Below are 21,932 nucleotides of genomic sequence, written 5' to 3'. Positions count from 1 at the left end.
GCAAGGGGACAGACATGACGCAGGCAGTGGTGATCGGGGCCGGACCCGCAGGCCTGATGGCGGCAGGGGAATTGAAAGCTGCTGGCCATGACGTGCTGGTAGCCGAGGCCAAGCCATCAGTCGCACGCAAGTTTCTGATGGCGGGCAAGTCGGGTCTGAACCTGACCAAGGAAGAACCGTTCGAAACCTTCCTGCAGTCCTACGGAGAGGCGGCTGGTTGGCTGCGCCCGATGATTGCCGAATTCGACGCCGCTGGGGTGCAAGACTGGGCGCAGGGCTTGGGGCAAGAGCTGTTTACCGGCTCGACCGGGCGGGTTTTCCCGACAGTGATGAAAGCCTCGCCGCTGTTGCGCGCATGGCTGAGGCGGCTTGAGGGCGCGGGCGTTCGGATACAAACCCGCTGGCGTTGGTTGGGATGGGACGGCGATGCGCTGATTTTCGATACGTCTGAAGGTACACAGAGCCTGAAGCCGGATGTGACCATTCTGGCGCTGGGCGGGGCCAGCTGGGCGCGGTTGGGGTCAGACGGTCAATGGGCGGATATCTTGCAACAGAAAGGCGTCGCGCTGACACCCTTCGCCCCGGCGAATTCCGCCTTGTCCGTTGACTGGAGCCCCCACATGACCCCGCATTTCGGCGCGGCGCTGAAATCGGTGCGTTGGATGGCGGGAGAGCTGGACAGCCGCGGAGAAGCCACGATATCGGCAACGGGGCTTGAGGGCGGCGGGTTGTATTCTTTGACCCCGGCTTTGCGCGCCGGTGCGGATCTGTTAGTCGATCTTGTGCCCGATCTGGACGCAGTGGCGCTACAGTCGCGGTTGGCTGCAAAGAATTCCAAGACCACACTGTCACAATGGCTGAAGAAGTCATTGAAGCTGCCGCGGCAAAAGATTGCGTTGTTCCATGAGATGTCGAAACGTTGTGGATTGCCGCAATCCTCTGAGGCCACTGCACTCAAACAACTTCCTGTTTCCGGGGCTGCCTTGCGCCCGATGGATGAAGCCATTTCAACGTCGGGTGGGGTCAGATGTACAGCGCTGGACGAGGGGCTAATGCTGACCGCAATGCCCGGCGTGTTCTGTGCCGGAGAGATGCTGGATTGGGAAGCTCCGACCGGGGGCTATCTGCTGACCGCTTGCATGGCGACTGGGCGATGGGCCGGGCGTTCGGCTGTGGATTGGTTGCGCACCGGCTAGCGGGATCGGGCCAGCATAGCCAGACGGATCATTGCCCGTTCCACCAGCGCCATGGCAGGCGCAGTCTGCCCAGCTGAGCGCAGTGACAGGTCAGTATCAGTCAGAACTGTCAGAGCCGTTTGCAACTTCGGTGCTCCCCAGCCCTGGGCCTGCCGTAAAATCCGGTCACGGCGTTTGCCATAGACCGGTGGCCGCAGCTTGCCGATGCCCTGTGCCGCCCCGCCGGGGTCCGAGGCACAGGCATACAATGTGCGAAAGTGCCGGGTTGCGCCGATACACAGGCTGACCGCATTGGTGCCCTGTGATTGCAGCCGTCGGATCAGCGGACCGATCTCTCCGGCGCGGCCTTCAGCCACCACGTTCAAAACATCATCCAACGCGGCCTCGGTCGAGCGGGGCGCGCAAGCTTCGATATCCTCGATGGCCAGTTCGGAACTGTCTCCACGTTTATAGAGCGACAGTTTTTCAATGGTTTGCGTGAAGTCTCCGGGGCTGATCCCAGTGGCCAGCTCAGCAAGGGCTGACATCGAATCGCGAGGGATGTTCTGCAACCCGGCCTGTGTCAGAATCCGTTCGATCTCGGCCCGTGAGGGCGGATCGTCATAAATGCCGACAGCATAGGCAGCGGGATGCGCCTCGAACGCTTTGCGGATTTTCGAGCTGGGTTTCAACTGCCCGGCGGTGACGATGATCTGGGCATCACCAGGGGCCCAGTCTTCGAACGCGGCGATGATTGCGGGGGCGGCGGTGTCGGTGGTGTCTTCGACGAATACGGCGCGGGGGCCTGGGAAAAACCCCACGGCCTTGACCGCATCCAACAATAGTGCGGGATCGCCGCGCAAATCCGTGCCCGGAATGCGGGTCAGGCGCATTTCCTCTTCGGCATTGGCGCCCAGAAGTGCCGACAGAACCTGCTGGCGTTTCAGTGCCACGCGCATCGTATCCGCACCATAAATCAAGAGCCCGGCCTTGTCCGCGTCGGGCCGGGCGAAATACCCTTCAGCCTCGCGCGGGCTGAGCTTCATGAACCAAGGCCTGGCGCAGCATAGAGTTCGTTTACGATCTGATCCGACAGGATCGCCATCAGCCGTTTGCGGGCGTCGCGTTCGTCCGCCAGCGTGGACACTGTTGATCCGGCGGCAGAATAGCTGACGAAATTCTCGACCGTGCCCGAGGCAATGACCTGACCGGTCTCGTTTGATTTGAGCGTGTAGCTAGACCTGCCTTCGATGGTATAGCGGTTGGTTTCGTTCGTCGAAGTGATCGCTGACCGCTGGAAAGCAATCGAGACGTTTACATTCAGATTGTATTCGCTGCCCGAGGTCGCGCTGCGCCCCAGCCGCTGTTCCAGATTTTGGACCAGCAAATAGGTGTCGACCGAGTTTGGCGCTGAAACGGCGACCTTGCCGTTCAGGGCCGCACCCGAACCACCGGGCGCGTAGACCGGTTCAAAGCCGCAGGCAGCCAACACCAGCGGTATCATCAACAGGATTCTGCGGTTAAACAACGACATTTACGATCCGGCCCGGGACAACAATAACCTTCTTAGGCGCATTGCCATCCAGCGCCTTTTGCACAGCTTCGGTGCTGAGCGCGATTTTTTCAACCTCGTCCTTCGCCATATCCTTGGCCACGCTGATTTCCGCGCGGCGCTTGCCGTTGATCTGAATCGGCAGGGTCACCGTGTCGTCGACCAGCATCGCCTGATCCGCAACGGGCCATGGGGCTACCGCCACCAAGCCTTCGCCGCCTTGATGTGCCCAGATGTCTTCTGCAAGGTGCGGCGTCATCGGCGACATTAGCTGCGCCAGCGTTTTTATTGCCTGCTTTTGCGCCGCAGCGCCAGCCTTGGATTTTGCCAGCGTATTGGTGAAGGCGTAGAGTTTCGCGATCGCTGCATTGAAGCCAAAGCTCTCAACGCCAAGGGTAACGTCGTGGATGGTCTTGTGCATCTCGCGCAAAAGCTCTTGATCGCCTTCCCCTTCGGCTGCTGGGTTCATGGCCCCGATCTTGTCGCAGAGGTTCCATACCCGGTTGAGGTGCTTATAGGCGGCCTCGGCCCCGGACGCGGTCCATTCCACATCGCGCTCGGGCGGCGAATCGGACAGCACGAACCAGCGCGCGGTGTCGGCACCGAACGCCGAGATAATGCTGACCGGGTCGACCACGTTCTTCTTGGATTTCGACATCTTGGCCGAAGGGATGATCTCGACCTGGGTGCCGTCTGACAGTTTGCCGTCGGTCACATCCTCGGGCAGGTGATAGACCGGGCGGCCGTTTTCGTCGCGGGTCTGGTAAATCTCGTGTGTCACCATGCCTTGGGTAAACAGCGCATCGAAGGGTTCGATGGCCTTTTTGGGCAGATGGCCCGTGATGTTCATCGCCCGCGCGAAGAAGCGGGAATAGAGCAGGTGGAGAATCGCGTGCTCGATGCCGCCGATATACTGGTCCACATTCATCCAGTATTCGGCCTCGGCCAGATCAGTGGGCGTTTCGGCGCGCGGGGCGGTGAAGCGGGCGAAATACCACGACGAATCGACAAACGTATCCATCGTGTCGGTTTCGCGCTTGGCCGGGGCGCCGCAGTTCGGGCAGGAACAGTCGCGCCAGGACGGATGACGGTCCAGCGGGTTGCCTGGTTTGTCAAAGGTGACATCATCGGGCAGGCGGACCGGCAGGTTCTCTTTCTTCTCGGGCACCACACCGCAGCTGTCGCAATGGACAACGGGAATCGGGCAACCCCAATAGCGCTGGCGGGAAAGGCCCCAGTCTCGCAGGCGGTATTTGGTGACGCCTTCGCCCCAGCCTGCCTTTTCGGCAAAATCCACGGTGGCGTTGATAGCCTCGTCGCCTGTCGCCTCGGTCAGGCCCGCAAAATGGTTCACCCAACGGACTTTCTCGGTTTTCGGCGGGACAAAGGCGATCTTGTCGACCGGAGTGGCGTCATCCAGCGCAAAGAACGCATCGACCACGGGCAGGCCGTATTTGCGGCAGAAATCCAAGTCGCGCTGGTCATGCGCGGGGCAGGCAAAGATCGCGCCCGTGCCATAGTCCATCAGGATGAAGTTGGCGATCCAAACTGGCAGTTCCCAGCTTGGGTCCAGCGGGTGCTTGACGCGGATCCCGGTATCGTAACCCAGCTTTTCAGCCGTTTCGATGGCTTCTTCGGTGGTGCCACCTTTGCGACATTCAGCTACGAATTCAGCAATTTCGGGGTTCTCGGCTTCCAATTGCTTGGCAATCGGGTGATCCGGCGAGATGCCCACAAACGACGCGCCCAGCAGCGTGTCGGGGCGGGTCGTATAGACGGTGATCGGTTCGCCTCCGTCCGTGCGCTCGAACCCGAATTGCAGGCCGCGTGACTTGCCGATCCAGTTTTCCTGCATCAAGCGGACCTTTGCGGGCCAGTTTTCCAACGTGTCCAGTGCGTCGAGCAGTTCCTCTGAATAGTCCGAGATCTTGAAGAACCATTGGGTCAACTCGCGGCGTTCAACCAACGCGCCCGAGCGCCAGCCGCGCCCTTGTTCCACCTGTTCGTTGGCCAGAACGGTCATGTCGACCGGGTCCCAATTCACAACGGCGTTCTTGCGGTAAACAAGCCCAGCATCGAGCATATCCAGAAACAACGCCTGTTGCTGGCCGTAATATTCTGGGTCACAGGTTGCAAACTCACGCGACCAATCGATCGACAGGCCCAATGGCTTCATTTGCCCCCGCATGTCGGCGATGTTCCCGTAGGTCCAGTCTTTGGGGTGGCCACCGATGGCCATGGCGGCATTTTCCGCGGGCATTCCGAAGGCGTCCCAACCCATCGGGTGCAATACGTTGTGGCCGGTCGCCAGTTTGTGTCGCGCGATCACGTCGCCCATCGTATAGTTGCGCACATGTCCCATATGGATTCGGCCCGACGGGTAAGGGAACATCTCAAGCACATAGTATTTCGGCTTGTCCGCCTTGTGGTTGGCGGTGAAGATTCCGGCCTTGTCCCAGGCCTCTTGCCATTTTGCTTCGATTTCGTTGGCCGAGTAGCGAGACATCGTACGGTCCTTCGTGAATGAAAACGCCGGGTAGGAACCCGGCGTGGTATTAGTGTGATTTTCGACGAGTTGCTAGAACTTGTTGTCCGCAATGCGCAACTGACGGGCGCGGGACAGGATTGCATCTTCGACTGCGCGGGTCGTGGCCGCACTGACCGGGGCGCCACCGCTGGTCTGCAGCGAGACCGACAGAGACCGCGCCGCCAGGGCCGGGTCACTGATGTGAACTGTCGCGCGATACTGCCGCCCTCCACCCGGAGGTGTGCCGTACCCGGTCACGATTATCCCGGTAAAGGGATCAACTTCCTGAACCGGCAGGAAATTCAATACATCCAGCGACGCCGTCCAAAGATAGCGATTCACATTTGTGATCTGTTCAGCATTGGCCGTGTTGAACACATCCCAGATGGTCTCGCGATTCGGATCGTTGAGCTGGCGCTCATCGGTTTTACCCGCATCGAGATTCGTAGTGTACTCGGTTGGTGCGGCCCGATTCTGTCCGCAGGCGGACACGGCAGCAGTCATTATGATCAAACCGAAAATCGTCTGCAGGCGCATTATCGACTGGTCCTGTTCACTTTGGTCAACGTTGTCAATTGTTACTCCTAGACAAGGACCCGTTCAGCAACAACCCTATTATTGTCACATATCAGTGGTCGTAGGGCTTACCGATGCCCAAAAACAGACTGTGGCATCCTTGCACCAATTTTCCCTCAATGCAGCCGAGTCATTTATGCCAAGCTTGCGTGTTGGGGGCAAAAAGAGCGAAACGGTTCCCGTGCTGAGACATGTGCTGAGGCATGTGTCGAGTAGAAAAACTTTTGAAACCGAGGGAAACAAGATGAAAAAAGTTCTCTTCGCATCGACAGCTCTGATTGCAACCGCAGGTGTTGCAGCGGCTGATTCCGGTGTAAACTTGAGCGGTTATGGCCGTTTCGGTATTGGCTACGTTGAAGATCGCGCCAATGCGACCGGCGTAACTGCTGCCACTCTTACCACCGTGAACGGCGGAACTACAGCAGGTGTCATCCCGACCTTTGCTGATTCCGACGACGCGATCCTGGTATCGCGCTTCCGTCTGAACATCGACGGTTTCACTGAAACCGACGGTGGCGTTCGCTTTGAAGGCCGTGTTCGTCTGCAAGCCGACGAAAACTCGTCGACCGGCGAAGCCAACTCCGCTGGCCTGAACGGCGCGCGCTTCTCGGTTATCTACGGTGGTCTGCGTGTTGACGCCGGCAACGTTGCCGGTTCGTTCGACAACCTGGCAAACTACTACGGTAACGAAGTTGGTCTGGAACTGTTCGCAGGTCAGTATTCGGGTGTTGACTACAGCTTCCTGTCGTACACCTCGACCGGTTCGGGCGCGAACGCAGTGTTCTTCCAGTACGCTGTTGGCGACTTCGCTTTCGGCGCATCGTATGACCAGCGCACCATCTTCCTGAACGACGGCCTGGGCGGCACCATCGACGCCGACCGTTGGGACGTGAGCGCGACCTACACCTTCAACAACATCACCGCAGCTATTGCTTATGGTCAAACTGACGCTGGTGTTTCGGGTGTTTCGGATCCAGAACTGCTGGTTTTCACCCTGGGTGCTGAATTCGGCGACTTCTCGGGTACCCTGTTCGTGGCTGACGAAGACAATACCGCTCCTGCTCTGATCGGTACTCGCTTCTATGAAACCGACGGCACCGCTTGGGGTGTGTCGGGTGCCTATAACCTGGGCGCAGCAACCACCCTGCTGTTCACCTACGGTGACGGTAGCGCGGACGCTGACCTTCAGCAGATTGCTATCGGCGCAAGCTATGACCTGGGCGGCGGCGCGTCGCTGGTCGGTGGTATCGGCCGCAACGATTGTTCGGTTTGCGAAGACTCCATCCAGGCTGACTTTGGTGCAATCTTCAACTTCTAAGTTGGGTTGAACCGCAAGGTTTAAGGGCAGGTCTTCGGACCTGCCCTTTTCTTTTTTGCCGACATGGTGTTTTCCTGCGCTGAAAGCAGATTGAGGAAGCTTATGTCGCTGCAAGATATCACTGCCCGTATTTCCAAAGCCGAAACTGCCGCCGGGCGGCCTGCCGGTTCTGTCAAACTGATCGCCGTATCAAAAGTGCAGCCGAACGAACGTGTGCAGGCTGTTCTGGAGCAGGGCCATCGGTGTTTTGGTGAAAATCGGGTTCAAGAGGCCGTAGGTAAATGGCCGGGTTTCATGGAGCAGTTCGCCGACATTGATCTGCATCTGATTGGCCCGCTTCAAACCAACAAGGCCCGTCAAGCGATTGAGCTGGTCAACTCTATCCACTCGGTGGACCGGCCCAAGCTGGCCAAAACGCTGGCGCGGCTGGCACAAGAGGTCGGCACCTGCCCGGATCTGTTCATTCAGGTCAATACCGGGGAAGAGGATCAAAAGGCCGGTATCCTGCCTGCCGAGGCGGATACGTTCATTGCAGAATGCCGGGGGCTGGACCTGCCGATCCAGGGATTGATGTGTATCCCACCCGTCGATGAGGAACCCTCACTGCATTTCGCACTGCTGGCGAAAATAGCCGAGCACAACGGCCTGACTGGTCTATCGATGGGTATGAGCGGTGATTTCGAACAAGCCATCGCATTGGGGGCGACCCATGTGCGCGTTGGCTCGGCCATTTTTGGCGAACGGGTCAGGCCGCAGGAATGATCAAACTCGTGCCCGGCGAGACGCGGCGCGCGATCCAATGCAGGTGATCACGGCGAAAGGCAACGCAGCCCTCGGTCGGGTATCCGGGGCGCCGCCATTGATGAATAAAGATCGCTGATCCGTGACCCGGTATGGCATTGGGCCAGTTCCAATCGGTGATCAACACCAGATCATACAGCGGATCAGCGCGGCGCAGCTTTTCATGGCTAAAGTCATAGGGCGCGCTGACCAGATTATTGTACTGGTCGTCCCGCCCGTCATCCGACCAAAGATCGCGCGGACCGATGGGAATCGCCCAAGGGGCCGGTTTGGCCATGCGATCTGGCCGGTACAGCATCCCCACGATGTGATGTACACCCGTGGGCGTGGCGCCATCCCCTTCGCGTTTTGCGTGGCTCAACCCACCTTTGCCGATTGTGCAGGGAAAAACACGCCCGGCAAATCGTACTCCGCGCGGTGTCAGGACCAGATCATTCGGCGTCACAGCAGATGCCCGGACTTGGCCGCTTTGGTCGCAAGATATCCGCGGTTATGGGCGGTTTCGCCAACCTTCAGCGGCACGCGCTCGGTCACGGCGATACCGGTCTTCTCCATCATCGCGATTTTTGCCGGGTTGTTGGTCAGCAACCGGACCGAGTTGAACCCCAGAGATTTGAGAATGTCCGAACCCAGCCTGAAATCCCGCTCATCATCCTCGAAACCCAAACGATGATTAGCTTCGACCGTGTCGAACCCCTGATCCTGCAGGAAATAGGCGCGCATCTTGTTGGCAAGGCCAATCCCGCGCCCTTCCTGGTTCAGATACAGCAGCACCCCGGCCCCTTCCGAACCCATCTGAGCCAGCGCACCACGCAATTGCGGACCGCAGTCGCATTTCAGACTGCCCATAAGGTCTCCGGTAAAACAGGCCGAATGCAAACGGGCCAAAACCGGTTTATCCCGATCAGGGCGGCCGATCTCGACTGCGTAATGTTCCTCGCCACCGTCTTCGGGGCGAAAAACGTGCAATCGACCGGCCTCGGATACTTCCATCGGCAGGCGGGCGGCAACCACAGCATGAAGCTCACTGCGATCGGCCAGATGTGGCGCAGCGCGGGTGTGGTCAATGCATGTCAGGCCATGTGCCGCAGCAAAGCCGCGCCCATCCTCAATGGGCATCACAACGGCTGCGGGTAGCAATCGCGCCGACTTTGTGAGGGCGATTGCGATGCGGTGCAGGTTGGCGTTGCCCTGACGTTCGGTCATCAGGGGGCCCTTCATCGGAGCGTTCAGGTCGTCTGACGGATCGGCCACCGCCTGCACCCAGGTCATATCGGCATCGGCAGGGATAATCACACGCGCCAGATCGCCATCATAAGACCGGGCCTTCAGCGTTTCCGCCCGCCGCACAGTGACAGCAACCACCGGTTCGCCACCAAGCCCGCGCAGATCCGCGAGCCGTTGCGCGCTCAGGGTCTCAGCCGCGATGGCCAGCACGCTGAACCCGCTGTCGTCGGTCAATGCGACGGGAACCCCCATGCGCAGATCGGCGCGGGCCCGCGCCAGCAATTCTGAAATATCCGGGATCAGACTCATTTATGTTACCCTGTAACGTTCAAGCCTTCCTGTAGCCTGATACGGCAGAAATGTGAAACATTTCCTCTACCTTGGACACGAGGGCGTGAGACAATTGCAGCAAACCTTGTTGATTGCATCTTCCGCGCGCAAGTGGTGGAAAAGGCTTAGGAGGACCGCACATGGCTCAGCTCAAGAAAATTCTGCTGGTGGATGATGACGAAGACCTGCGCGAGGCGCTTAGCGAGCAACTTGTGATGACCGAGGATTTCGACGTGTTCGAAGCCCATGACGGTCAGTCTGCGATGGAACGGGCGCGTGAAGCGATTTACGATCTGGTCATTCTGGACGTTGGTCTGCCGGATACCGATGGGCGCGAGCTGTGCCGCCTGATGCGCAAGCAAGGTGTAAAAAGCCCGATTCTGATGCTGACCGGCCATGACAGCGACGCAGATACCATCCTGGGCCTGGATGCAGGTGCCAACGACTATGTCTCGAAACCGTTCAAGTTTCCCGTGCTGCTGGCCCGTATCCGTGCCCAGCTGCGCCAGCATGAGCAATCCGAGGATGCGGTGTTTGTTCTGGGGCCGTACACGTTCAAGCCTGCGATGAAGATGCTGATCACCGAAGAAGATCGCAAAATCCGGCTGACCGAAAAAGAAACCAATATTCTCAAGTTCCTGTACCGCTCGACCGATGGCGTGGTTGCCCGCGACGTTCTGCTGCATGAGGTCTGGGGTTATAACGCCGGTGTCACCACCCACACGTTAGAGACGCATATCTATCGTCTGCGCCAGAAAATCGAGCCCGATCCGTCAAATGCGCGCCTTTTGGTCACAGAATCGGGTGGATATCGCTTGGTCTCTTAACTCGGGTGGATTGACGTGGATCAAAGTGATACTCTGGATACGTAATTAGATTACTCCCAACCCGCGCATGTCCGGGTTATGACATGCACCTCCCTGTTGGACTGCCGGGCCTGATGGCCCGGCCTTTTTTTGAAACAAGCTGGGTCGAAGATACAAATCCGATGGCCAGATTTGCTCCCTCAAACACAGTTTAGCTGGTGCCGTCGTTTTCCAGAACGGTACCGTAGGTTATGCCGCTGCGCAGGCTACGAAAATCAGCATAAATCTTGCCATCTTCAAATGTGGCATCGATCAACCCGTTGACCTGGCGGTCTTCTCCGACCCGGGTTTCAACCATGGCGATTGAACCAGTGCCATCGCGGCTGATTGTCCCGGTAACCTGACCTTCGTTCCACCGGTCCGAGCCGATCCGGCTCCATTTGCTGGTTCCCCAGAACGCATTGTCCTGTTGTTCTTTGATCTCAAGAACCCACTCAGATTGATTAAAACGCGGGGCTCCATCACTGTGTTCGTTGGGCAGGGCCGCAACGGTGTGGGTGCCGCTCCAGACGCCGCGCAAATCAGGTGTGTTTTCCGCAACTGCATGGGTTGCAAAGGCAAGGGTGCTGGCCAGCGCGGCGGCGCCAAGTGTCTTGAATCTGGTCATGGTTTCCTCCGTTTTCTAGTCACAAATGTTGGGAACCGCTGATCTGATTTCCATGCTGGCGACGAAACATAAACAGGATTTAACCTGCGCTTTATGTTGCGAACGGTGTGGTGGATTGAACCCGTTTGCCCTCAAAACCAAAAACTGGCTCAGGACAATTTTTTCTCGTGGCACCGGCGGAAACGCCACGCTAACCTGCGCCAATTGCGACAGAGGAATCCCCCATGCCCTTTACACTTGCCACCTGGAACATCAACTCGGTCCGCCTGCGCGAGCCTATCGTGCTGAAATTGCTGCAGGAGGAAGCGCCGGATGTACTGTGTCTGCAGGAGTGCAAGTCGCCGGTCGAAAAGATCCCGACCGAGGGGTTTGCCGAGCTGGGCTACACCCACATGATCGCACGTGGGCAAAAGGGGTATAACGGCGTCGCGATCTTGTCTCGGCTGCCGATGGAAGAGGTCGGCGACAAGGATTTCGCGGGTCTCGGTCACGCGCGACACATTGCCGGACGGTTGGAAAACGGGGTTACCATCCACAATTTCTATGTCCCCGCAGGTGGCGACGTGCCGGACCGCGAAAAGAATGAGAAGTTCGGGCAAAAGCTCGATTACCTCAGCGACATGCGCGATTGGTTCCATGCGGAAAAGCCGGAAAAATCCATTCTGGTGGGGGATCTGAACATCGCCCCGCGCGAGGATGACGTCTGGTCGCACAAACAACTGCTCAAGGTTGTTTCGCACACACCGATCGAGGTCGAAGCGCTGGCTGAAACCCAGGATGCGGGTGGTTGGGTTGATATCACCCGCCAGGATATTCCCGAGGGGCAATTGTACAGTTGGTGGTCCTATCGCGCGCGCGATTGGGACGCCGCTAACAAGGGGCGGCGGCTGGATCACGTCTGGGCCACGCCCGATATCTCGAACGCGGGCCACTCCAGCCGCGTCCTGCGCGACGCGCGCGGATGGGAAAAACCCAGCGACCACGCACCCGTTTTTGCCAGTTTTGACCTGTAATTGCGCAACTCTGCCCTTGGTTTCCGCTGCCAGCGGTTGCATATAGGGCGCAAGTTCGAACCGGAGAGTGAAAACCATGGATCTTCTGAACGCCGCAGCCAGCCCCGAGGCCACCGATCTGATCAAGGACGGGTCCGAGGCGACCTTTATGGTCGACGTGGTCGAGGCCTCTCAGGAAACGCCTGTCATCGTTGATTTCTGGGCGCCGTGGTGCGGGCCATGCAAGACGCTGGGGCCCGCCCTGGAAGAAGCTGTAACCGCTGCCAAGGGCGCGGTGAAGATGGTCAAGATCAACGTGGATGAGGCGCAGATGATCGCGTCGCAAATGCGCATTCAGTCGATCCCGACCGTTTATGCCTTTTTTAAAGGTCAGCCCATCGACGGGTTTCAGGGCGCTCAGCCGGGTTCGGAAATCAAGGCTTTTGTTGATCGTGTGATCGAAGCCGCGGGCGGCGAAAGCCCCGGTGGGCAGCTGGATGACGCGGTCGAAGCTGCCGAAGATATGCTGGCCGATGGCGCCGCTGTTGATGCGGCCCAAACCTTTGCTGCGATTTTGGGCGAAGATCCGAACCATGCCGGGGCTTACGGCGGGCTGGTTCGCGCACATATCGCGTCAGGCGATTTGGAACAGGCCGAAGCCATTCTGAACGGCGCACCTGCCGAGATTTCCACCTCGGCCGAGGTGGAAGCGGCGCATGCGCAGTTGGAACTGGCCAAGCAGGCCGCTGATGCCGGTCCGGTGGCCGAATTGACCGCTGCGGTCGAGGCTGATCCCGACAACCTTCAGGCCCGTTTCGATCTGGCGCAGGCACTGCACGCCAATGGCAATGTGGAGGAGGCCGTGGCGCAGTTGCTGGACCTGTTCCGCCGTGATCGCGAATGGAATGACGGTGCCGCCAAGGCCCAGCTGTTCACCATCTTCGACGCGCTAAAACCCAATGATCCGATCGTTCTGAACGGGCGGCGCAAGCTCAGCTCGATGATATTTGCCTAATTCGGGATCAGAGCTACACTCGGATACATGATGCATCCCGCTGATCTGCCGGAAACGGTATCCGTTTTTCCATTGCCGGGGGCGCTGTTGTTGCCCCGCTCGCGCCTGCCGCTGCATATTTTCGAGCCGCGCTATCTGCAGATGCTGGACGACGCACTGAAAACGCAGGAGCGGCTGATCGGCATGGTGCAGCCGAACCCATGTCACAGCAACGAAGATAAGCTGCACCAGATCGGCTGTGCTGGGCGTGTGACGCAATTTTCGGAAACCGAAGATGGCCGTTACCTGATTACCCTGACCGGGATTTCACGGTTCCGCGTCCAATCCGAGTTGGACGCCTTTACGCCTTACCGGCGCTGTGCCGTGTCGTGGGGTGGGTTTGATCGGGATTTGGGCCGGGCCGAGATGGACGATAGTTTCGACCGCAGCGCATTTTTGGGCTTGTTGGAACGGTTTTTCGCCTCGCGCCAGCTTTCGACCGATTGGGATACGTTGAAAGATGCAGATGATGAGTTGCTGGTGAATTCACTGTCGATGCTGCTGGATTTCGATCCCGAGGAAAAACAAGCGCTGCTTGAGGCCCCCTGTCTGCGCACCCGGCGCGAGACACTAACGACACTGATAGAATTCGCCATGCGCGGCGGCACGAATGAGGAAAAACTGCAATGACCGAGCCCCAACATCCTTTCGACCGGCATATGCTTGAGGCTCTGATTTGTCCGCAGACACACACGACTTTGCACTACGATGCCGACAAGCAGGAACTGGTGTCCAAGGCGGCCAATCTGGCCTTTCCGATCCGAAATGGGATTCCGGTGATGTTGGTCGATGAGGCGCGAGAACTAGACTAGATCGCGCGACCCTGCAGCAGTTTTGGCAGGTCTCCGGTCAGCCCGGCGGCCTCACGCACGAAGCCACGGCGCAGGCCGGGCAGCGATCCCACAATTCCCATTCCAATGTCGCGTCCGATCCGCAGCAGTGGGTTGTCGTTGGAAAACAGCTTGTTGAACACGTCTGTCGCAATAGCCAGCGCCGCCGTGTCGAACCGCCGCCATTCCTGATAGCGTTCCAGCACCAGGACAGATCCGATATCCTCGCCGCGCCGTCCGGCCAGTGTTAGCACCTCGGCCAGAGCCCCGACATCGCGCAGACCCGCGTTCAGGCCTTGCCCCGCGATGGGGTGCAGGCCGTGGGCGGCGTCTCCGACCAGGGCCATTCGGTCGCCAATGAAGGAATTGGCGATGGTCAGGTTCAGCGGATAGGTGAACCGGTCGCCCTGCAGGCGGATATCGCCCAGAAAATCTCCGAACCGGGGGCGCAGGACCTGCAGGTACTCGTCTTCGGGCAGGGTGTTGATGTGCTGGGCCGTCTCGGTCCGTTCGCTCCAGACGATCGAACTGCGATTGCCGGTCAGGGGCAGAATGGCTAGCGGGCCGGGTGGCATGAAGAACTGGTGGGCAACGCCGTGGTGGGGCAGGTCATGTTCGATGGCGCAGACCAGTGCGGTCTGGCCGTAATCCCAGCCAGTACGCTTGATGCCCGCCCGCGTGGCGGTCCCGCTGCGGCGACCGTCGCAACCGACCAGCATTAAACCTGTCAGTGTGGTTCCGTCGTCCAAGGTCAGCGTCACGCCGGTCGCATCGCAATCCTGCGCGACAACGGTTCTGCCGCTGATTTCTTTGATGCCTTTTTCCTCGGCCATGGCGTTCATAAAGGCGCGGCGCAGGTGACGGTCTTCGACCATATAGCCCATCGGACCTTCTTCGATCTCGGCATGGTCGAAATGCATGAAGAACGGGGATGGCCCAACGCCCGCATGCCCATCGGTGACCTTGATTTCCAACATCGGCTGGGCGTGTTCGGCCACGCGATCCCAGACCCCGATCGCATCCAACAACCTTTGCGAGGCTAGCGCCAGCGCATAGGCACGCCCATCAAAGGCTGCGTTCTTGCGCACTTTTTCCGCCAGCGCGTCAATCACGGTGACCGAATGGCCGGTCTGCGCCAGTGCCAAAGCCAATGCCGGGCCGTTCAGGCCGCCGCCCACGATCAGGATATCCGAGGTTTGTTCCATGCTCCGCAATATGCGCGCCCATTCGGGATTGTCCATGTGCGGTCCTGTCGCTACCGTCCGTCAAAGCGCAATTTTTTCAAGGGGGCGGTGATGCAGGATTGGCTGACCATGACGGCGTGTGATCTGGGTCGGGGCATCGGTATGGGGCGGATTGACCCGGTGGAATTGACCGAAACATACCTGTCGGCCATCGACGAACATCCCCACAGCGACCGAATCTATGCCCGTGTCACCCATGATCGCGCCCGGTCTGAGGCGGCAGCGGCGCAAGCCCGCGCCAAGCATGGGCAGCGTCTGTCGCTTTTGGATGGGGTGCCGATCAGTTGGAAAGACCTGTTCGACACTGCCAGTATTGGAACCGAGTCCGGGTCGGCCTTGCTGAAAGGTCGGGTGCCGGAAACTGACGCGGTCGTGGTGCGCAACGCCACCGCATTGGGGGCGGTCTGTCTGGGCAAAACCCATATGAGCGAGCTGGCTTTTTCCGGCCTTGGCCTGAACCCAATTACTGGCACGCCGCCCTGCGTCGATGATGTAGAGGCGGTGCCGGGTGGATCCTCGTCTGGTGCCGGGGCATCGGTGGCCTGGGGATTGGCGGCTGGCGGGATCGGCTCGGACACCGGCGGATCGGTCCGCATCCCCGCGGCCTGGAACAACTTGGTGGGGCTTAAAACCACCGCCGGACGGATCAGCCTGGAAGGTGTAGTGCCCTTGTGCCTGCGATTCGACACCGCCGGTCCGCTGACCCGGTCGGTTGAGGATGCCGCGCATATGCTGGCGCTGTTGGAAGGAGGCACACCGGCGGACCTGCGGGGGGCCAGCCTGAAAGGTCGGCGCTTTGCTGATCTGCAGAACGTCGCCAAGGACGACCTACGCGATGCGCCCCGCAAAGCTTTTGACGACGCTGTTGACCGGTTGCGCGATGCTGGCGCGGAAATCGTGCCATTGGAAGTGCCCGAACTGGATGAGGCGATGGGGCTTTCGGGCATTCTCTACACCACCGAAGCCTATGGCTTGTGGCGCGACGTGATCGAGGCGAACCCTGACGCCATGTATCCCGAAATTCTGGCTCGGTTCCGTGCAGGCAAGGATACCTCTGGCCCCGATTACGTCGCCGCATGGTCCAAACTGAAAGCCTGCCGGGCCGCTTGGGATGCGGCAACCTCTGGCTTTGACGCCGTTCTGGCCCCGACAGCCCCCATTCTGCCACCGAATCTGGAGCGGTTGATGACGGATCACGACTATTACGTCACCGAAAACCTGCTGGCGCTGCGCAATACGCGGATTGGCAACCTGATGGGGCTTGCAGCCCTGACCCTGCCCACCGGCACCCCCGGTTGTGGGCTGATGATGTTAGGTTATCCGGGCTCGGAAGAAGTGCTTTTGCGACTTGGATCAGCAGCCGAAGCAGCATTGGCCTGAATGCCACAATCCCCTGATTCGGCACCTCTTTGTCTGGACGAAGCGGGGTGCGGCCTGTAATCTGCTAAAAAAACGGGGCGAAAATGATCCCGATATTGAGGCAGCAGTTATGAATTTCCCCGAGCGGTTTTCGAACCTACCGGAATACGCATTTCCGCGTCTGCGCACCCTGCTGGACCACCACCAGCCGGGCGGAGACGTGATTCACATGACCATCGGCGCGCCGATGCATGACTTCCCGGCTTGGGTGACGGATGTGATCATGGAAAACGCTGCTGGGTTTCAGGGCTATCCGCCAAACGAAGGCTCGCCCGAGCTGCGCGGCGCGATCACCGACTGGATCAAGCGCCGCTATGGCGTGGCGATGGACCCCGAAACCAACGTGATGGCGCTGAACGGCACGCGTGAAGGGTTGTATAACGCCGCCATGGCGCTGTGCCCGGAACAGAAGAACGGCCAAAAACCGGTCGTCCTGTGCCCGAACCCGTTTTATCAGGTCTATATGGTCGCCTCGATCTCGGTTGCGGCCGAGCCGGTCTTTGTGCCTGCGACCGCCGCGACCGGTCATCTGCCCGATTACGCTGGATTGCCCGAGGACGTGCTGAACCGCACCGCTGTGGCCTATATCTGCTCACCCGCCAACCCGCAGGGGGCCGTGGCCTCGCGCGATTATTGGGCCGAGCTGATCCAATTGGCCGAGAAATACGATTTCCGCATCTTCGCGGATGAGTGTTATTCCGAGATTTACCGCAATGATGCCCCAGCCGGGGCCTTGACCGTAGCGCAGGAACTGGGGGCTGATCCCGAACGGGTCACCCTGTTCAACTCGCTGTCAAAACGGTCCAATCTGGCAGGGCTGCGGTCCGGCCTGATTGCGGGCGGGCCTGAGACGATCAAACGGGTCAAGCAGTTGCGCAGTTACGCGGGCGCGCCCTTACCAGCCCCCTTGCAGGCCGCAGCGGCACGGGTTTGGGCGGATGAGGCGCATGTCGCTGAGAACCGCGCGCTGTATCAGGAAAAATACGCGATTGCCGATGAGGTATTTGCCAATGTTCAGGGTTACATGCCGCCAGAGGCGGGGTTTTTCCTGTGGCTACCTGTCGAAAACGGCGAAGAAACCGCATTGAAGCTTTGGCAGCAGACCGGGGTACGGGTGCTGCCGGGCGCATATCTTTCTCAAGGCGATCCGGGGCAAAACCCGGGCGAACAATTTATCCGGGTCGCCATGGTGGCCCCAAAAACAGAGATGAAGCGCGGGCTGATCACGCTCCGCGACTGCATCTATTCGTGAGGTACGAGGGCAAAATGGCATCTTATAACGCGCGCAACCGCGATCCATTGCTGGACAGCACGACTCAGGCCGCGATTGAGCGGCGCAGCAAAGAGCTGATCGGGATCGCCCTGATCCTGCTGGGGCTGGCCGCCGCCGCGATGATCTGGTCCTACACGCCGGATGATCCGAATTGGATGGTTTCAACGGACGCGCCGGTGCAAAACTGGATGGGGCGGATTGGTGCCTCAATCGCCGCACCGTTGTTCATGATCGTAGGTTGGGGCAGCTGGAGTATCGCGCTGGTGCTGATCGGCTGGGGCGTGCGCTTTGCTGGGCATTTCGGCGAGGAGCGCGCGGTTGGCCGCCTGATCTTTGCGCCGATCTGGATTGCTATAGTCTCGGTCTATGCCGCGACGCTGGTGCCGGGGGAGGCGTGGCGTGCGACCCACAGCTTTGGTCTGGGTGGCCTGTTTGGCGATACCGTAATGGGCGCGCTTCTGACGCTGCTGCCGATTTCCTCGCATTTCATGGTCAAGCTGATGTCACTGGCCATGGCTGCTGGGATGTTGGCGCTGGGTGTTTTTGTGCTGGGTTTCACCAAAGCGGATGTGCGCAAGGGCTTCCGCGCCTTCTTGCTGGGCTTGGTCATGTCCTATGACATGCTGATGAACCTGCTGGGCCGTGGGGCCACTGCCACCGCGCAGGCCGCTCGCGACCGTCGCACGCAGTGGGAGGAACGCAAGGCCGCCCGTACGGAAGCGGCGGAAGCTGTGTTTGAAGATAATCTGGCCTATGCCGATCCCGTGTTCGAAGAGCCGGACTATGAAGAACCCGAGCCCGCAAAGCCGGGCTTGTTGGCGCGGATGCCCAGCCTGATCCGCCGTCCCGATCCGATGATCGAGCCCGAGCTGGTCGATCCTGAACCCGTTGCTGGCTTTGACGAAATGCCGGGTGAGGATCGTATCCGATCCAAGATCTCTGCCGCTGTGCGCAACCGCAAGGTCGCGATCGGCGAAATGACCCCCGAGCCTGATCCGAACCTGCCGCTGACCAAGGGGCGGGGCCGGGGGCCCGATCCGCTGATCCTGAACCCCAGAGGTGGCGACGAGCTACCGCCCGAACCGCCGATGACCTCGGCTGGACTGCCGCCGGAACCGATGCTGACAGCGGAACCTGCGCCCGAATGGCAGCAAGAACCGCTGCATCAGGATTTTGCGTCCGAGCCGGATTTCGAAGACGAAGCCGTGTTCGAGGATGCGCCACAGTCTGAACCCGCGTCGCAGCAGCGCCCTGCGATGAAAATCCCGGTGGCCGAGCCGCGCAAACCGGTGGTGGCACAGCCCGTGCGCCGGACCCCGCCGCCCTCGCGCCGCGCTCAGGCCGAGGCACAGCCGACCTTGTCCTTCGAGGAACGGCATTCCGATTTTGAATTGCCGCCGCTAAGCCTGTTGTCCAATCCCGCCAGCATTCAGCGCCATCATCTTAGCGACGAGGCGTTGGAAGAAAACGCGCGGATGCTTGAAAACGTGCTGGATGACTATGGCGTCAAGGGTGAGATCACCAGCGTCCGCCCCGGCCCGGTTGTCACCATGTACGAACTGGAACCGGCGCCGGGCCTGAAAGCCAGCCGTGTGATCGGTCTGGCCGACGACATTGCCCGTTCGATGTCGGCGTTGTCGGCCCGGGTTTCGACTCTGCCGGGCCGCTCGGTGATCGGGATCGAACTGCCGAATGAAAACCGTGAGATGGTGGTTCTGCGCGAAATTCTGGCCAGCCGAGATTTTGGTGACGGTAACCATGCGCTGCCTCTGGCGTTGGGCAAGGATATCGGTGGCGAGTCCGTTGTGGCGAACCTGGCCAAGATGCCTCACTTGCTGATCGCGGGGACCACCGGGTCCGGTAAGTCGGTAGCGATCAACACGATGATCCTGTCGCTGTTGTACAAGTTGTCACCGGACGAATGCCGCCTGATCATGATCGATCCGAAGATGTTGGAACTGTCAGTTTATGACGGCATCCCGCATCTGCTGTCGCCCGTTGTAACCGACCCGAAAAAGGCGGTTGTGGCCCTGAAATGGGTCGTGGGCGAGATGGAGGACCGCTATCGCAAGATGTCCAAGATGGGCGTGCGTAATATCGCGGGCTACAACGGCCGTGTGAAGGACGCGTTGGCCAAGGGCGAGTTGTTCAGCCGCACGGTGCAGACCGGGTTCGATGACGAAACCGGCGAACCGATGTTCGAGACCGAAGAATTCGCCCCCGAGTCGATGCCCTATATCGTTGTCATCGTCGACGAGATGGCCGACCTGATGATGGTAGCGGGCAAAGAGATCGAAGCTTGCATTCAGCGTCTGGCGCAAATGGCGCGGGCCTCGGGCATTCACTTGATCATGGCTACGCAGCGTCCCTCGGTCGATGTGATCACCGGTACGATCAAGGCGAACTTCCCGACCCGGATTTCGTTCCAGGTGACCTCGAAAGTCGACAGCCGCACCATTCTGGGCGAAATGGGCGCCGAGCAACTGTTGGGGCAGGGCGATATGCTGTATATGGCCGGTGGGGCCAAGATCACCCGCTGCCACGGGCCATTTGTCTCGGACGAAGAGGTCGAAGAAATCGTCAACCACCTGAAACAGTTCGGCCCGCCGGATTACATGAGCGGCGTTGTCGATGGACCGGCAGATGAGAAGGCTGACAATATCGATGCCGTTCTGGGTCTGAACACGGGTGGCAATACGAACGGCGAAGATGCCCTCTATGATCAGGCCGTGGCGATTGTGATCAAAGATCGCAAATGTTCGACCTCATACATCCAGCGGAAACTTGCCATTGGCTACAACAAGGCCGCGCGGTTGGTTGAGCAGATGGAGGACGAAGGCGTTGTTTCTTCTGCAAATCACGTCGGAAAGCGGGAAATCCTCGTCCCCGAGCAGTAGGATATTTAATAACAAGGGCAAAGCGCTTATCTGGGTTTTATGAAACAGATTGCTTTTGCCCTTGCTCTGACCCTGGCCGCACCTGCCGCTTGGGCGGCCGACAAACTGCCATTGTCGCAGATATCCAATTATCTGAACGGTCTGAATACCGTTGAGACGACATTCACTCAGGTCAATGATGACGGCTCGTTGAGTACCGGCAAGCTGTGGATGCAGCGGCCGGGCAAGATGCGGTTCGAATATGATCCGCCCAACAGTGCCGTTGTTCTGGCCAATACGGGCACGGTGCAAATCTTTGACCCCAAGTCGAACCAGCCGCCCGAGCAATACCCGCTGAATCGGACACCGCTGTCACTGGTGCTGGCGCGTAACGTGAACTTGGGGCAGGCAAATATGGTTGTGGCTCATGACTTCGACGGCACCGCCACAGTTGTCACCGCCCAAGACCCGAAAAACCCCGATAGCGGACGGATCGAGCTGATGTTCACCGACAACCCGGTTGAGCTGCGCAAATGGGTGATCCATGACAATGCGGGTACGAAAACAACTGTGCTGTTGGGTCAACTGGATACAGACAGCAGCCTGAGCCGAGATCTGTTTACCAAAGCGAAAAGAAGCGGGTCAGGCAATCGCTGACCCGCGTTCTGGTCAATAGCGGCAACCGGACAGTTGCGCTTGGTAAAGTTTGGCGCGCGCATCCACATCATTGGCGACATTCAGCAACCAGGTCTTGCTATAGTGGCTGCCCCTGGCATAGCCGGTGTGGCCTTCGTGATAGGCTAGATACTGGTTGCGGGTGTCGCTGGGGTGAATGCCGTTCCGCTGATAACTTTTGTTCATATACCAGCCGATAAAGTCAGACGCATCGCGGATACGGTCACGCTTGGCCCGGCGCTTGCCGGTCTCGCGCTGGTATTCATCCCAGGTGCCATCCAACGCTTGACTGAAGCCATATGCGCTGCTCTGCCGGCCCATCGGAATCACACCCAGAACGTAATTATGCGGCGTGCGTGCGTCATGCTTATAGCGGCTTTCCTGATAGATCGTCGCCATTTGTACATGAACCGGGACGCCCCATTTGCGCTCGGTGCTCTTAAAGGCCTTCATATAATCGGGCCGTTCGCGCGCAATGCTGCACGCGTCATTCAATTTGCTGGGTGGTTGCTTGGTCCCACCACCACAGGATGCCAAAAGCAGCACCCCGAAGAGTACGATAAGAATTCTGCTCATGTGCCTCGTGCCTT

Annotated in this window: 21 protein-coding genes; 12 read left to right on the top strand and 9 right to left on the bottom strand. The window is 59.3% G+C overall.

From position 1 onward, the window contains the following. Positions 1–14: 14 nt before the first annotated feature. Entirely contained in the window at positions 15–1,196 is a 1,182-nt protein-coding gene (locus tag ACR0AL_RS16505) for a TIGR03862 family flavoprotein (RefSeq protein ID WP_480663886.1), read from the top strand. On the opposite strand, the gene holA is transcribed toward ACR0AL_RS16505, so the two are convergent. From holA to ACR0AL_RS16485, 4 genes are all read right to left on the bottom strand, one after another. After that, a complete protein-coding gene (gene holA, locus ACR0AL_RS16500; RefSeq protein ID WP_480663884.1) occupies positions 1,193–2,221 on the bottom strand; it encodes a DNA polymerase III subunit delta in 1,029 nt (342 codons plus the stop codon). The two genes, ACR0AL_RS16505 and holA, sit on opposite strands and share 4 nt — an antisense overlap. Next, positions 2,218–2,709 (bottom strand): LPS assembly lipoprotein LptE, encoded by a 492-nt coding sequence (lptE, locus tag ACR0AL_RS16495; protein ID WP_170351057.1) that lies wholly within the window; start codon positions 2,707–2,709, stop codon positions 2,218–2,220. Before lptE ends, holA begins: the two co-directional genes overlap by 4 nt. Next, the gene (leuS, locus tag ACR0AL_RS16490) at positions 2,696–5,233 is read right to left on the bottom strand and encodes a leucine--tRNA ligase (RefSeq protein WP_480663882.1); all 2,538 of its coding nucleotides are present in this window, start codon (positions 5,231–5,233) and stop codon (positions 2,696–2,698) included. The genes lptE and leuS overlap by 14 nt, the downstream gene beginning before the upstream one ends. Before the next feature lie 72 nt (positions 5,234–5,305). Further along, a complete protein-coding gene (locus tag ACR0AL_RS16485) occupies positions 5,306–5,791 on the bottom strand; it encodes a DUF3576 domain-containing protein (protein ID WP_170413879.1) in 486 nt (161 codons plus the stop codon). A gap of 283 nt (positions 5,792–6,074) precedes the next feature. On the opposite strand from ACR0AL_RS16485, the gene ACR0AL_RS16480 reads away from it, so the two are divergent. Together ACR0AL_RS16480 and ACR0AL_RS16475 are read left to right on the top strand one after the other, a co-directional pair. Beyond that, positions 6,075–7,148 (top strand): porin, encoded by a 1,074-nt coding sequence (locus tag ACR0AL_RS16480; protein WP_170351137.1) that lies wholly within the window; start codon positions 6,075–6,077, stop codon positions 7,146–7,148. Positions 7,149–7,250: 102 nt separating this feature from the next. Further along, positions 7,251–7,910, top strand: a complete 660-nt coding sequence (locus ACR0AL_RS16475; protein WP_170362352.1) for a YggS family pyridoxal phosphate-dependent enzyme — start codon at positions 7,251–7,253, stop codon at positions 7,908–7,910. On the opposite strand, the gene ACR0AL_RS16470 is transcribed toward ACR0AL_RS16475, so the two are convergent. Both ACR0AL_RS16470 and ribA read right to left on the bottom strand, forming a co-directional pair. Next, complete coding sequence (locus ACR0AL_RS16470; protein ID WP_170378286.1) at positions 7,894–8,394, bottom strand: L,D-transpeptidase family protein; 501 nt, start codon at positions 8,392–8,394, stop codon at positions 7,894–7,896. The two genes, ACR0AL_RS16475 and ACR0AL_RS16470, sit on opposite strands and share 17 nt — an antisense overlap. After that, entirely contained in the window at positions 8,391–9,485 is a 1,095-nt protein-coding gene (ribA, locus tag ACR0AL_RS16465; RefSeq protein ID WP_480663881.1) for a GTP cyclohydrolase II, read from the bottom strand. The genes ACR0AL_RS16470 and ribA overlap by 4 nt, the downstream gene beginning before the upstream one ends. Before the next feature lie 161 nt (positions 9,486–9,646). Here ribA and ACR0AL_RS16460 point away from each other — a divergent pair, with 161 nt between their 5' ends. Then, complete coding sequence (locus ACR0AL_RS16460) at positions 9,647–10,333, top strand: response regulator transcription factor (protein ID WP_058283107.1); 687 nt, start codon at positions 9,647–9,649, stop codon at positions 10,331–10,333. 190 nt (positions 10,334–10,523) lie between these two features. Here ACR0AL_RS16460 and ACR0AL_RS16455 read toward each other — a convergent pair whose 3' ends face one another. Next, a complete protein-coding gene (locus ACR0AL_RS16455; RefSeq protein WP_170351051.1) occupies positions 10,524–10,979 on the bottom strand; it encodes a hypothetical protein in 456 nt (151 codons plus the stop codon). Positions 10,980–11,203: 224 nt separating this feature from the next. Here ACR0AL_RS16455 and ACR0AL_RS16450 point away from each other — a divergent pair, with 224 nt between their 5' ends. From ACR0AL_RS16450 to ACR0AL_RS16435, 4 genes are all read left to right on the top strand, one after another. Next, complete coding sequence (locus ACR0AL_RS16450; protein ID WP_480663880.1) at positions 11,204–11,992, top strand: exodeoxyribonuclease III; 789 nt, start codon at positions 11,204–11,206, stop codon at positions 11,990–11,992. Positions 11,993–12,068: 76 nt separating this feature from the next. Then, a complete protein-coding gene (gene trxA / locus ACR0AL_RS16445) occupies positions 12,069–12,986 on the top strand; it encodes a thioredoxin (protein WP_170378292.1) in 918 nt (305 codons plus the stop codon). A 27-nt stretch (positions 12,987–13,013) separates the two neighbouring features. After that, positions 13,014–13,655 carry an LON peptidase substrate-binding domain-containing protein gene (locus ACR0AL_RS16440; RefSeq protein ID WP_170362347.1) on the top strand — a complete coding sequence of 214 codons (642 nt, stop codon included), beginning with the start codon at positions 13,014–13,016 and terminating at the stop codon, positions 13,653–13,655. Then, positions 13,652–13,837 (top strand): Trm112 family protein, encoded by a 186-nt coding sequence (locus tag ACR0AL_RS16435; protein ID WP_170351047.1) that lies wholly within the window; start codon positions 13,652–13,654, stop codon positions 13,835–13,837. The genes ACR0AL_RS16440 and ACR0AL_RS16435 overlap by 4 nt, the downstream gene beginning before the upstream one ends. Here ACR0AL_RS16435 and ACR0AL_RS16430 read toward each other — a convergent pair. After that, positions 13,834–15,096: an FAD-dependent monooxygenase gene (locus ACR0AL_RS16430; RefSeq protein ID WP_480663878.1), complete on the bottom strand. Its 1,263-nt coding sequence runs from the start codon at positions 15,094–15,096 to the stop codon at positions 13,834–13,836. The genes ACR0AL_RS16435 and ACR0AL_RS16430 overlap by 4 nt on opposite strands. Positions 15,097–15,150: 54 nt before the next feature. On the opposite strand from ACR0AL_RS16430, the gene ACR0AL_RS16425 reads away from it, so the two are divergent. From ACR0AL_RS16425 to ACR0AL_RS16410, 4 genes are all read left to right on the top strand, one after another. Beyond that, on the top strand, positions 15,151–16,479 hold the full coding sequence (locus ACR0AL_RS16425; protein WP_170413870.1) for an amidase: 1,329 nt from the start codon (positions 15,151–15,153) through the stop codon (positions 16,477–16,479). A gap of 109 nt (positions 16,480–16,588) precedes the next feature. After that, the gene (locus tag ACR0AL_RS16420; RefSeq protein ID WP_170553135.1) at positions 16,589–17,770 is read left to right on the top strand and encodes an aminotransferase class I/II-fold pyridoxal phosphate-dependent enzyme; all 1,182 of its coding nucleotides are present in this window, start codon (positions 16,589–16,591) and stop codon (positions 17,768–17,770) included. Between the two features lie 14 nt (positions 17,771–17,784). Further along, positions 17,785–20,688, top strand: a complete 2,904-nt coding sequence (locus ACR0AL_RS16415; RefSeq protein WP_480663875.1) for a DNA translocase FtsK — start codon at positions 17,785–17,787, stop codon at positions 20,686–20,688. A gap of 39 nt (positions 20,689–20,727) precedes the next feature. After that, positions 20,728–21,324, top strand: coding sequence for a LolA family protein (locus ACR0AL_RS16410; protein WP_170351043.1), 597 nt, complete (start codon positions 20,728–20,730; stop codon positions 21,322–21,324). Positions 21,325–21,336: 12 nt separating this feature from the next. On the opposite strand, the gene ACR0AL_RS16405 is transcribed toward ACR0AL_RS16410, so the two are convergent. Beyond that, positions 21,337–21,918, bottom strand: a complete 582-nt coding sequence (locus ACR0AL_RS16405) for a transglycosylase SLT domain-containing protein (RefSeq protein WP_480663873.1) — start codon at positions 21,916–21,918, stop codon at positions 21,337–21,339. Positions 21,919–21,932 lie beyond the last annotated feature (14 nt).

Source organism: Ruegeria sp. BB1 (assembly GCF_056539465.1).
This window is presented reverse-complemented; position numbering and strand designations above follow the sequence as displayed.